Genomic DNA, 12,501 nt, shown 5'->3' with positions numbered 1-12,501 from the left:
TAAAAATATTAGTATAGCCGGAAATGCTGACATCGTCAGGTCGGGTTTATATAACAAAAAGTCTATTTGGAACAACAATATTCTTTTTGATACCCATAAATTCGTTAACCATTTAGCTTGAGCAAACAAACCCGTGATCATATCTGCTGGTTGCACCATCAATTTTGGTGTGCCTGCGGTCGAAAAGCCCGGATTTTTACAGGACTTGATAAGCCGGGGCAACTGAGGTGCAATTATAAACTTTGTTTAAACTGGTTATGACGTTACAGAATTTTAAACCGGAAAAATGAAAACTAAGCTTTCCCTGATTTTTTAATACTATGTTCGGTAATATTTCTTTTGCGCCCATTATTGCTGGCCTTGTTTCAGCCCTGCTTTGTTTTAATAAAGCCAGTTGCCAGCCTAAACAAGTAGCCCAGTTATGGGGCAGCTGGACTCACTGGGGCGACCAACCCGACGGCACTTACCGTAACCCTGTCTTACCTGGTGATTACAGCGATGTAGATTGCATCCGGGTGGGTGCTGACTATTATGCCGTATCCTCTACGTTTCAGTATTCGCCTGGTTTTGTGATCCTGCACTCTAAGGACCTGGTGAACTGGCGCATCCTGGGGCACGCCGTCAACGATATTTCGGTGATTTCGCCGGCTATGAATTACACCAGGATGGACCGTTACGGCCGTGGGATCTGGGCGGGGGCCATACGCTATCATAACAACCGTTTCTGGATCTACTTCGGAGATCCGGACGAGGGTTATTTTATGAGTTCGGCTACACGGCCCGAAGGCCCCTGGGCACCTTTAAAACATGTACTGAGCGAAAAAGGCTGGGACGACTGCTGCCCGTTTTGGGATGATGACGGCCAGGGCTACCTGATAGGCACCAGGTTTGCCGACAACTATAAAATCCACCTGTTTAAAATGTCGGCCGATGGCTCGGTGATTGAACGGGAAAGCGACAAGGTGATTTACCAGTCGCAGGGCAGCGAGGCAAACAAGCTGTACAAAATTAATGGCTATTATTACCACCTGTTTAGCGAGGTGCGCAACAACGTAAGGGTGCTCATGATGGAGCGGGCCAAAGATATCCGGGGTCCTTACGAAGGCCCGCAGCAATTGAGCGAAGGTCAGCCGCAATTTAACGAACCCAACCAGGGCGGATTAGTGCAGGCAGCTGACGGTAAGTGGTACTTTTTGACCCACCATGGCTCGGGCGATTGGTCGGGCCGGATATTGAGCCTGTTACCTGTAACCTGGACTAATGGCTGGCCTATCATTGGCCAGCCTAATGCTGCGGGCCTTGGCGAAATGGTGTGGCAGGCCCCCATGCCCGTAACCGGCACCGACCGGGCTGTTCCGCAAAGCTCTGATGAGTTTACCGGCAACACGCCCGGACCACAGTGGGAATGGAACTACCAGCCCCGCGCCGGCAAATGGTCCTTAACCCAACGAAAAGGCTGGCTCAGGCTGCACGCCTTCAAGCCGCTCAAAAACGATTTGCTATATGCCGGCAACACCATAACCCAGCGCTGCTACCGCACCAACGCCAACGAGGCCACCGTTAAAATTGAGCTGAGCGGTATGGCTAACGGCCAGCGCGCCGGGCTATCGCACTTTGGAGCACCCCATTATGCGGCGGCCGGTGTAGTGCAAACCAACAGCGGTAAACAGTTGCAGTTCTTTACTGAAAATGCCGTAACCGACGGCCCTATCATTAAGGGCAATAGCATTTGGTTACGCACTGTGTGGGGCCTGGATGGCAAAAGTAATTTTACGTACAGCACGGATGGCAGGCATTTTAAACCCATTGGCGAAACCTATCAGTTAAGATGGGGATCTTACAGGGGCGACAGGCTGGCCATTTACAGTTTTAACGATCTGCAAGATGCCGGTTTTATTGATGTTGATTACCTGCACTATCAATATTCTCATTAACAACAGCTCTAAAAGGGGTGCAGACTGACTGACCCTATACATGCATAATCCCTACCAACCCGATGATACGCTTAATATCCGCACTGCAATTATTACTCGTTTACAGTATATTGACCACGGCCCCGGCCGCCGCGCAATCCTGGACGGCCGACAATGGTAACGGCACCTACACCAACCCGTTGTTCTACGACGAATTTTCAGATCCCGACCTGATCCGGGTAAATAACGATTTCTACATCACAGGTACCACCATGCATAGCGTACCGGGCCTGCCGGTGCTGCACTCTACCGATTTGGTGAACTGGCGGCTGGTGAGTTACGCACTTCCGCGTTTTGACGACAGCGATGATTTTAACCTGCGCAACGGTAAAGAAGCTTATGGGCAGGGGATCTGGGCGCCCTGTATCAGGTACCACAACGGTACATTTTATATTTTCTCCAACATAAACCGGCACGGCCTGCAGGTATTTACCGCTAAAAGCGCGGCCGGCCCCTGGAAACAATACGACCTTAAAAAGCCTGTTTATGACCTTTCGGTTCTGTTCGAAAACAACAGGATCTACATCGTTTACGGGCAAAGCGAAATCAGAATGATTGAACTCAAGCCCGACTTTAGCGGCTTTGAACCCAATACCGACAGGCTGCTCATCGCACGAACCGAGGCTATGGGTGAAGGCAACCATTTTTATAAAATCAACGGTAAATATTACATCACCAATGCCGATGGCGGCCGCTTGCAGTGCGCCCGGTCTGCCAATATCTACGGCCCTTACGAAACTACGGTGATAAGCGCCAAAGAGACCATGGGCACTTCGCTGGGCTGGTTTACCAACAACATGGGCCAGGGCACGCCCGCACCTTCCCCCACCGAAAACCTGACCATGGTTAAGCGTAATGACCAGCTGTTAGCCTCCGTGCCCATGCACCAGGGCGGTATTGTAGATATGCCAAATGGCAAGTGGTGGGGCTTTTCGATGATGGACTTCAGGTCGGTGGGCCGCACTACGTTCCTCTCGCCTGTTACCTGGCAGGATGGCTGGCCTTACTTTGGCCTGGCGGGCAACCTGGGCCGCTCGCCCAAAACCTGGTTTAAGCCTAACAACACATCAGCACCGCATGCCCCTTACGTGCGGAGCGACGATTTTAAATCAGGCCAATTGGCTTCCGCCTGGCAATGGAACCATAACCCCATCAACACTCACTGGAAACTTAAAGCCGGCGAACTACAGCTGCACACCCTGCCCGCCAAAGATTTTTTATGGGCACACAACACACTTACCCAACGCTGCGTGGGCCCCGAGAGCGAAGCTACAGTAATCCTGGATGCCTCGCACTTGAAGGAAGGAGATATCGCCGGTTTAGGCCTGATGAACATCCCTTACGCCTGGGTGGCCGTACTGCGTGAGGGTAACGGGTATACGCTGCGTTTTTTTGACCAGTATAAGCATCAAACTATTGATAAGCCGCTACAATCGCCGCAGGTGAGCTTACGGGCTTTTGGCGATTTTGATAACGATATTGCCAGGTTGAGCTACAGCATTAACGGAACGGGGTTTGAAAGCCTTGGCGATACCATTCGCCTGCCTTACCAGTTAAAAACATTCCAGGGTACCCGTTTTGCGCTGTTTGCCTATAATACCCAAAATAAAGAAGGCGGCTATGCCGCATTCAGTAAATTTGAACTGAAGGAGCCCCTGGCTGACCGATCCACAAACCTGCCCATCGGAAAAACAATTACACTAACCAACCTGGCCGACGGCCGCATGGTATGGGCCGATCCCCACGGCATGCTCGTCCCCGGACGGAGTTACCGGACCAACGAAAAAGACACGAGCTGCAATTTCAGGGTGATTGACCGGGGAAATGGCCGCGTTGTGCTGCAGGCCATGAACGGTGCCGGCTTTGTAACCATTACCGGCCAGGGTATGGCGGCCGATGTTCGGCTCAGCCAACAGGAAACTGCCGCCAGCCTGCTGCTGTGGCAGGATATGCTGCGAGGCCAGTGCATGCTGCTCTCATTACATACCAACCGTTTTGTGGGACTGAACCCCCATACCGGCGAATTGTATGGGGCCGACTGGCCCGGAACCCTGCCCGGCAAAAAAGATGGTACCGTTTTCAGCTGGCAGGAAATTGCTCCATAAACCCGCGACAAGTTTACCTATATGATGCAGGCCTATACGGTGCAATTATCGGCTGTTTCATTTGGCCAGCGATGCCTGTCTGTGAAAAAACTTAGCTGTTTTTGAACCGGTGCCCTCCCTTATTTACCTATAAACACAGGAATGTGAACCTTTTGATTTAACACCAATTCGATTTAAAATTTAATTTTTGATTAATATTAATTCTGGAGAGTATAAACAATTTACTTTATTGTCTTATAATGGAGTTTTGCTCAGATTATAAGCTAAAATATTGCTCACTAAATTTAATTATATCTACAAAATGAAAAGTAAATCAATTCAATTGGCTATTTGTGTCATAGCCTCGCTGTGCGGATGCAGCAAACCGGTATCTGTTCAGAGCGTAACAACCGGCGGTAAAGACAGTGTAGCAGGCAAAAATTTAACGTCATATTCGTTGGGTAGCGTAACAACCATTGTTCACCCGGGAATGCTGCATTCGGCAGCGGATTTTGCCCGGATGACGGCCAAAGTAAATGCCGGGGCGCAACCCTGGCTCGACGGCTGGAACAAGCTCGTCGCTAACGGCCATTCATCTGCTACGTATGTTCCCAGGCCGGTAGATACTATTGTGCGCGGGAAGGCGGCAAGCGGAAAGGGCGAGAATTACATACTGGCTTGCCAGGACGCGGCCGCGGCTTATCAAAATGCATTACGCTGGAAAATTAAGGGCGATACCGCCTGCGGGAATAATGCCGTAGCTATTATGAACGCGTGGGCGGCAAAATGCAAACTGATTGACGGCGATAGTAACAAACAGCTTGCAGCCGGCCTGCAGGGTTACCAATGGGCCAACGCGGCCGAAATTATGCGTAGCTACAGTGGCTGGTCGGCAACCGATTTTACCGCTTTCAAAAACTTTATGCTTAATGTGTATTATCCCGTATCAAGCGATTTCCTGGCGAGGCATAATAATACCTGCGGAACACATTACTGGTTAAATTGGGATATGTCAAACCTTTGTACCGTGCTGGCCATTGGCATTCTTTGTGATGATATCAGTAAAGTTAATTACGCTATCAATTATTACCAGCACAGTGGTGTTGGTACAGCGTATATAGGGCGTGTAACCACCGCTACCTATCCCAACGGAATGGACCAGGCGCAGGAAGCCGGAAGAGACCAGGGGCACGCCACCATGGAAGTTCCGCTCTTTGGCACTTTTTGCCAGATGTTATACAACCAGGGGCAAAACTTTTTCGACTATAATCCCTGGAACCACGTTAACCCACCACTTTTGGGAGTAAGCGAATATATCGCGGCTTACAACATCAATACAACCAACACTGTCCCTTATACAACTTATAATAACTGTGAAAATTCAAACCAAACCGTTATTTCAAGCGGAGGCCGGGGCAATGTTCGCCCGGGTTGGGAACTTGTTTATAACTATTATGTTAAAGTAAAGGGAAAGACAGCCACTTACACTACTCAATTTGCAACTAAAGTACGCCCCGAAGGAGGTGGCGGTGACTACGGAGGTAATAGTGGCGGCTATGATCAATTAGGTTTTGGCACACTGACCTTCTCCCGTTAAACAACAAACAACTAAACAGGCTGCACTGGCTTTGTCAGATACCGACGAAGCCAGTGCTTTCCTATGGTAATAGATCCGCGCAGTTTAAATCATAAACAACAAGCGCTGGCGATGGAAATTGTAGCTACTTTGCGGCCCAAACCTGCAAACTAAATAGCCGCTTCTTGATATTTCGAATTAAATTCTATCTTTGCATCCAATTCCTGATTTGTTAATCTTTAAATATCAAGGAATCATGACAGAGCAAATCTACATATCGCCCCTTTCGCTCATTGCCTGATCAGGCAGGCAAACCCTGTATTTTATTAAATAATTAAACGGTTGCGTCAGTAACCTGTGCATTATTTTGCCTGCCCCCAAATTCACTGGATTTTTTGAGCGCTCTAACAAGGGTATATCCTTACTCAAGGACGAACTGAGATCAAAAATCAAATTCAGGAAAATTAAATGAAAGTGTGATGAACACACATGAATGGCCGCGCTGTATCAAATCGGCACGGCGCAAAAGGCGGCTCGTTAAAACCGGTCGGGATAAACAACTGATACAGCTTCACAAACGGCGCGATGAACTAAGGGAGCAAAGAAGGCTTTTGCCTATGGTTGCGCTTGAACACCCGTATCAACGTGGCTGGAAACGTTTTTTTGTGTTGCGGGATGACCAGAAGCATAACCCGGGGAATGACTTTTATGAAGCCTTGCTAATGAAAATTAACACGGTTGAATATCATCAGGACAAATCCTTCAAACGGAAAAAACGACGCAAACAACGTTATGTGTACCAGGCAAAACCGCAAATACTGCGTGAATTGTCGCAGCATAGCTGGGATATCAACAGGATCAATTTAACCGAACAGGAAAAGACTTGCTTTACCCGTGTTGAAACTTTTGATGTTAAAACCTACCGTACCGAGGTGAAATACGTGTTTGCCGAGCCCTGGCGATATGTGCTAAAGGTAGCGCCGCATATGGTAACACATACTAAAATGATCGATGCGGATATTGAAAGGGAATTAGCGTGGATAGACGAACACATTGATAACAACCACTTGTGGCCGCGCATTAACCTGTTAACCCGTGGCCGGAGCTATCGCTGGAAAGATGAGTTTAACGACCGGCCAAAATACATTAACAAATTTAAAAACATACCAAGGTATGCCTGTAAAGAAGGTTACCTGGAATTAGAAACATAACCCACATGGGCAATTTAAGAACAAAAGATTTAAGTAAAATAGGTTATCATAATGATCAGCTGCGAAGCCTGGTTATTGGTATAATCTCTAAAAATTTCAAGCACTATAGTAAGCAGCAGCTACTGGATCTATTGGTGGATATTAAGAACGATCCGGAAGCATTTCTGGATAATGAGTTAACAAGCAAGATAGCCGAAAAGGTAATTGGCAAAACGGATGCACCATCCTTTAAAACGTTTGCACTGCGTGATGAACCGGTGTACTGCAAAACTTACGGTGGCAAGGGCATTGAGCAATCGGCCAAAAAACAAATGGAGCTGGCTAATATGCTGCCTGTAAGCGTTCAAGGTGCATTAATGCCTGACGCGCATATGGGTTTTGGTTTGCCTATTGGTGGCGTACTCGCTGCAAACAACGCGGTAATTCCCTATGCTGTAGGTATGGATATTGGCTGTCGCATGGCGTTGTCGATTATCGATGAGAGCGAGGGTTTTCTAAAACGGTTCGAATATCAAATTAAACAAGCCTTAAAAAATCATACTCATTTTGGTATGGAAGGAGGCCTGGATGTAAGGCAGGAGCATGAAGTGCTGGATAGCAGGGTATTTGATGAGGTCCCATTTTTGAAACCGCTGCGGAGTAAGGCGGTACGGCAATTAGGCACCTCGGGCAACGGAAACCACTTTGTGGAGTTTGGCGAGATCGAACTTTTGGCTGATAACGCTTTAGGTTTACCCGCTAAAAAGTATACGGCCTTGTTAACACATTCAGGCAGCCGGGGTTTAGGCTCGGCAATAGCAAGGCAGTACACGCAGATAGCCATGAATACCTGCAAACTGCCACGCCACGCACAGCAACTGGCCTGGTTGGATATGAACAGTGAGGCGGGTCAGGAATATTGGTTAACCATGACCCTGGCCGGAGATTATGCCAAAGCTTGTCACGAGCGCATACACGCCAACCTGTTAAAGGCTTTAGGCTTGAAAGCTTTGCACGTGGTGGAAAACCACCACAATTTTGCCTGGAAAGAACAATTGGCTGACGGCCGGGAGGTTATTATTCATCGCAAAGGCGCGACACCGGCGCATCAAGGCGAGCTGGGTATTATCCCCGGCAGCATGACCACGCCGGCTTACCTGGTATCGGGCAAAGGCGCAAATGATGCTTTATATTCTGCATCGCACGGTGCCGGCCGGGCCATGAGCAGGCAAAAGGCTAAGGACAGCATGACGGTTTCGGCCATGAAAAAGTTGCTGACCAATGCAGGTGTAACCTTAATTGGCGGTACCGTTGAAGAGAACCCCTTAGCTTATAAGGATATCGAGGCCGTAATGGCGGTGCAAAGCGACCTGGTTGATATCCAGGGCAAGTTTTATCCACGTATCGTTCGAATGAATAAGGAGTAGTGATGAAAAAGATGATGATACAAATCACTTCAGGCAAAGGCCCGGCAGAATGCTGCCGGGTTGTAGCCCCCGCGTACAAAACCTGATGTTGAAGCAAGCCAAACAGCAAGGCATTCAGCTTGAAGTACTGGAAAACAAAGCCGGCGGGTTAAACGGCACTTTACTATCCGCTACGATGATGGCTACAGGTAATAACCTGGATGCCTTTGTAAAAGAATGGACCGGCACTATACAATGGATAGCGCAAAGTCCGTATCGAAAATACCATAAACGTAAAAACTGGTTTGTAGGCGTATCTGTTTTTGACGTAAAAGAACTGATGCAATGGAACCCTAAAGATGTAAAGCTGGAAACCTGTCGTTCGTCGGGGCCAGGCGGTCAAAATGTAAACAAGGTGGAAACCGCGGTTCGGGGAACACATTTACCATCGGGGCTGCAAGTTATGGCAATGGATACCCGGTCGCAGCTCGAAAACAAGAAGCTTTGTTTAGCCCGGCTGGAAGCCAAAATATTGATCTGGCAAACTGAACAATTAATAGAGCAACAGCAAAGCCAATGGCAGGAGCATAACGCCCTGGAGCGTGGTAATCCGGTTAAAACCATCAGGGCAGTAATTTAAAACAGGCGGCAAAAGTAACCGGGTTTTTTCGTAAAAGCCTCAAAACGGCGTTTGGCTGTTGTTTTAGAGGTTTTGAACACTCTGATATTCTCCACATATCGATTACCAGGCTTTTAGATTAATTTCTAAAAGCCTGTTTTTTATGGGTACTACACCGGCACAACACTTTCCGTAAGTTTTATTGATATGTTCCAATCCCAATCTGCGTGAAAAGTAGACTTGTAAGGTTTTTGGCCAAAACGTTGTTGTCCCAGCGGAAAGTATCTTGTCATCCGTTTTGTTAATGAATTAACTATCGGCTGATCCTATTGATACTGTCGACACAGCACCAGCATATTAATTATTTATCTGGTTTGAAAGTGAATATCACAATGCGGCAACCACTGCTTTAACTGTGTCTTGTCTTCTTTTGATAAGTAATTGTCATCCAATCTTATCTCTTTTAATTTTGTTAATTTTTTGATTTCAGGAGAAATATAACGAAGTGGGTTATTCCAAATTTCAAGTTTTTCGAGATTAACCAACGAACCTATACAGTTAGGGATACTATCTATTTGGTTATCAAAAATTAGTAATTCTCTAAGATTTGACAGATAGCGAATATTATCAGAGATGCCTTTAATCTTATTGCTATAGACCTGTAATGTTTGAAGCCCACTTAATTTATTATCTACGAAGCCCAAATCTTTAAACTCATTTTCTTCAATTGAGAGCCATTTTAGGTGGGGAACAGTCTTGATTTTTTCAGGAAACATTGACAATTTATTGCCAGAAATATCAAGGTATTCTAAACTATCAAGATTTGAAAGATCTGTTTTAATTTCGTTGATTTCCGTTTTTCCTACCAGCAGGCTTTTTAGCCCTCGCATTTTATACAAATCATCAGGAAGTGACTTTATGGGGTTTGCACCCAAATAAACACTATGAAGTGATTTAATTTTATAAAGCTGTGAGGGTATTGTTGTAAATTTATTCTGTGCGAGGTAAATTGTATTAATTGGTAATGTGCTGACAGCATCGGGCAGGTAAGCAAGTCCGGCACCTTGAAGATTTAGATACGCTCCCTCATTAGCCATTACAATTGACACTCCTGAAGACGTATAAAGGGTTTTCAACTTGCCTGCATCAATTTTGTTCACAATTTCTACTATACGCTTCTGCGCTAATGAATCGGATTGCCCCCTTTTGCTAAATAACCATGCCTTTACTATTCCCTTGCTTTTAATGCAGGGATATTGAAAGTTTGGGTTCCATTCAATGTCATTCGTTTCAACTGCAGATCTATCGGAGTACCGGTATCGTTGCCAGGTTGGCATCTCTTCCTCTTTTGTAGACGTGATGACAATACCGCTATCCGGGATGATAACAGTTTTAGTCCAAAGAAAAGCTGGAGGTAGCTCAGGGTAACCTTGAATTCCGAAAACTATCCCTGCTGCGCCCCTGGATGCTTTAGAGAAGATAAAAGTTGTATGTTCCTGCCATTTCAAAGCACAATAAGAAACAGTAAGAATATATACTGCCGATACTCCCATCTGTATTAGTTTAAAATGTTTAGTCTTGGAAGCAAAATAATTAATGAGATAAAGTAATATTGAACTTATCATCATCAATATCCCTATTCCTAGTCCAAACCCACCGGTGAAGTAAATTATTGCAAGGCCTAAACAGATGGCCAATATGGCAAGGGCTTTGAGCGGAGTTATGTTTGATCTTTTCAATTTTGTCAAGCTTGGAATCGCTAATACTAATATGGCAACAACCAGGAATCCTTCCCTGTACTCAGATCGTAATGATAAACTCCCGCGCGCATGCCTGCGTAAATAATATTATTTCTGATAACCATTGAATTGGGATAAAGAGCCGCGTACCATAATCCTTTATCTACTAAAAAAAATATTTGTGCATTTCGACCTACTTTTAACAAACTTTTAGAAGTAATAATGATAAAGTTATCTTGATGATCTAATGCGATAGCTTCTGGTGCTGTTGGTAGTTTTAAGTGTTCTCTCACAGCCCACTTATCATTTGGTTTGTAGATTTCAATAATGCTTCCTTCCGAGGTTCCTAAGTGTGCAAGCCCTTCAATGGCGTATTGTTTGCCTCCTCTATTAATAAACTGCACTATCTCATGACTTGATATTTTATAATAATTCTTACCATCACTTGAAACCCAGTATAGAGCACCACCCCATTCACCTCTGTAAAAGCCTACTAAATAACCATCTTCTACTTTCAAGATTGAAGCCCTTCCTCCAAAGTCACGACTATCAGCTTTTTTAACTTTAATTTTAAAAGGTAATTGAGGAGATGGAAGTTCTTTCTTATCTACCACAAAAACAGAATCGTTTTTCTTATAGACAGCCCATTCGTGAAAAGAGAAACCATATTTTCTGAGGCTGTCCGGATTAGTAGGAATTGGATGCGTATTCCAGTTACTGATTAGCTTTTTATCAGTTTGGCCTAAACAACTTTCGAGGCTAAATACTATTAATATAATAAGTAGGTTAACTTTCATAAGTTGTAGAAAGAATTAATTAATAATCATAAATATGCTCTATCGTCACTCCTTTTAGTTTAAGTGTTCTTACAAGCGAGCTAAGGTTTCCCACCGTTGTCACTATAGCAACCCTGCTTAAGCCCGGCTTGGTAAAGATTGGCTGAGTAAATAGTATTTTATAATTACCGGTAACATTTAAAGGCCTGTCAGTTAAAACAGTAAGCATAATAGCACTTTTATTTGCGGCAATCTCAGTAAAACCAACACCATTTTCTGCCAGCTTATTAACCGCTGTATTGAATTCAGCATAACGGGGTAAATTAGCCAGCACCATACCATTTGGCAATACTTTTATATTATGCATAAATCCGGTTGTATCCAACCCTGTGGGTAGCCTATCCATCACTACTGCTGTTTGCAACGAGGCTGTTTCATAAGCCGATTTGGTGCCGAGGCCAATCAACCAGCCATAGCCACTTTTAACCAATAGTTCGGTGGTTAGATAATAGCGCCTCTCCAGTTTACGCAGCAAATGCGGACCGGAGAAAGAGGTGCTGCTCCACAACATTTTAAGCTGATGGTTAAAATCATACTCGTACCATGGCAACGCCTCAATAAATTTCACATAGCTGTATTCATAGTCGGCGTTAAACTTATCTTCGGCGGTCATTTCTTCGTTGGGGCTGATATCGGTCACCCGGCCAATAACGGTCTCGTAAAATGATTTAATACCGTACTCAACGGTTGTGCTGCCGGCTATTACCCATATCATCACATGGTAGCCGGTATTGAAAGGGAAATTGCCTTTAATCTGATCGTACATTACACCGTAACCACCCCACATCTGGTCAACATGTTTCAGGTATGGAAAGGTGGTTGAAGTATGGGTTTTAAAGTAATCTGCCTGCTCAGCCGGACTAAACACCAGGAACCATTCGGGGTAGGTCAGAAAAGTTTGATCAGGCGGACGTACGGCTGCCTGAGGTGTTAGCGGGTGCTTATTGATTGACAGCCAGGCTTTATCCACCAACAAACCCTTCCCGGAAGGCACAGTGGATGGCTCCCTGTTTTTAACAACAAAAGTTATGATAGCCAGTAGCAGCGCAATTAATGTCAGTATCCTTAGCCTTTTCAT

9 protein-coding genes are annotated in these 12,501 nt (G+C 45.5%); 6 read left to right on the top strand and 3 right to left on the bottom strand.

The features are described 5' to 3' along the window. The first annotated feature begins 320 nt into the window (after nucleotides 1–320). The 6 genes from BLP33_RS20000 to prfH all read left to right on the top strand — a co-directional run bounded on the left by BLP33_RS20000 (nucleotide 321) and on the right by prfH (nucleotide 8,869). Nucleotides 321–1,934, top strand: coding sequence for a glycoside hydrolase family 43 protein (locus BLP33_RS20000; RefSeq protein WP_090532434.1), 1,614 nt, complete (start codon nucleotides 321–323; stop codon nucleotides 1,932–1,934). Nucleotides 1,935–1,996: 62 nt separating this feature from the next. Continuing rightward, nucleotides 1,997–4,078 (top strand): glycoside hydrolase family 43 protein, encoded by a 2,082-nt coding sequence (locus tag BLP33_RS19995; protein ID WP_090532432.1) that lies wholly within the window; start codon nucleotides 1,997–1,999, stop codon nucleotides 4,076–4,078. A 301-nt stretch (nucleotides 4,079–4,379) separates the two neighbouring features. Continuing rightward, a complete protein-coding gene (locus tag BLP33_RS19990; protein ID WP_090532430.1) occupies nucleotides 4,380–5,654 on the top strand; it encodes an alginate lyase family protein in 1,275 nt (424 codons plus the stop codon). A gap of 458 nt (nucleotides 5,655–6,112) precedes the next feature. Further along, entirely contained in the window at nucleotides 6,113–6,844 is a 732-nt protein-coding gene (locus BLP33_RS19985) for a hypothetical protein (protein WP_090532428.1), read from the top strand. A gap of 5 nt (nucleotides 6,845–6,849) precedes the next feature. After that, on the top strand, nucleotides 6,850–8,250 hold the full coding sequence (locus tag BLP33_RS19980) for an RtcB family protein (RefSeq protein ID WP_090532426.1): 1,401 nt from the start codon (nucleotides 6,850–6,852) through the stop codon (nucleotides 8,248–8,250). 85 nt (nucleotides 8,251–8,335) lie between these two features. After that, nucleotides 8,336–8,869, top strand: a complete 534-nt coding sequence (prfH, locus tag BLP33_RS19975; protein ID WP_217633195.1) for a peptide chain release factor H — start codon at nucleotides 8,336–8,338, stop codon at nucleotides 8,867–8,869. Nucleotides 8,870–9,213: 344 nt separating this feature from the next. Here prfH and BLP33_RS19970 read toward each other — a convergent pair whose 3' ends face one another. From BLP33_RS19970 to BLP33_RS19960, 3 genes are read right to left on the bottom strand one after another with little or no spacing between them, the layout of a single operon-like run. After that, nucleotides 9,214–10,587, bottom strand: coding sequence for a leucine-rich repeat domain-containing protein (locus BLP33_RS19970; RefSeq protein WP_139160028.1), 1,374 nt, complete (start codon nucleotides 10,585–10,587; stop codon nucleotides 9,214–9,216). A 26-nt stretch (nucleotides 10,588–10,613) separates the two neighbouring features. Continuing rightward, nucleotides 10,614–11,384, bottom strand: coding sequence for a hypothetical protein (locus tag BLP33_RS19965; protein ID WP_090532422.1), 771 nt, complete (start codon nucleotides 11,382–11,384; stop codon nucleotides 10,614–10,616). Nucleotides 11,385–11,403: 19 nt separating this feature from the next. Continuing rightward, nucleotides 11,404–12,501, bottom strand: coding sequence for a hypothetical protein (locus BLP33_RS19960; RefSeq protein WP_090532420.1), 1,098 nt, complete (start codon nucleotides 12,499–12,501; stop codon nucleotides 11,404–11,406).

The organism is Mucilaginibacter sp. NFR10, from assembly GCF_900100445.1.
In the GTDB taxonomy this organism is placed as follows: Bacteria; Bacteroidota; Bacteroidia; order Sphingobacteriales; family Sphingobacteriaceae; genus Mucilaginibacter; species Mucilaginibacter rubeus.
Note: the sequence above shows the minus strand (reverse complement) of the source record. Positions and strands in the feature narration are given on the sequence as shown.

Excerpts from the sequence above, each read along its gene's own strand:
- BLP33_RS19965 (WP_090532422.1), bottom strand. The coding sequence starts at position 11,384 with ATGAAAGTTAACCTACTTATTATATTAATAGTATTTAGCCTCGAAAGT.
- BLP33_RS20000 (WP_090532434.1), top strand. The coding sequence starts at position 321 with ATGTTCGGTAATATTTCTTTTGCGCCCATTATTGCTGGCCTTGTTTCA.
- BLP33_RS19980 (WP_090532426.1), top strand. The coding sequence starts at position 6,850 with ATGGGCAATTTAAGAACAAAAGATTTAAGTAAAATAGGTTATCATAAT.
- BLP33_RS19990 (WP_090532430.1), top strand. The coding sequence starts at position 4,380 with ATGAAAAGTAAATCAATTCAATTGGCTATTTGTGTCATAGCCTCGCTG.
- BLP33_RS19985 (WP_090532428.1), top strand. The coding sequence starts at position 6,113 with ATGAACACACATGAATGGCCGCGCTGTATCAAATCGGCACGGCGCAAA.
- BLP33_RS19960 (WP_090532420.1), bottom strand. The coding sequence starts at position 12,501 with ATGAAAAGGCTAAGGATACTGACATTAATTGCGCTGCTACTGGCTATC.
- prfH (WP_217633195.1), top strand. The coding sequence starts at position 8,336 with ATGTTGAAGCAAGCCAAACAGCAAGGCATTCAGCTTGAAGTACTGGAA.
- BLP33_RS19995 (WP_090532432.1), top strand. The coding sequence starts at position 1,997 with ATGATACGCTTAATATCCGCACTGCAATTATTACTCGTTTACAGTATA.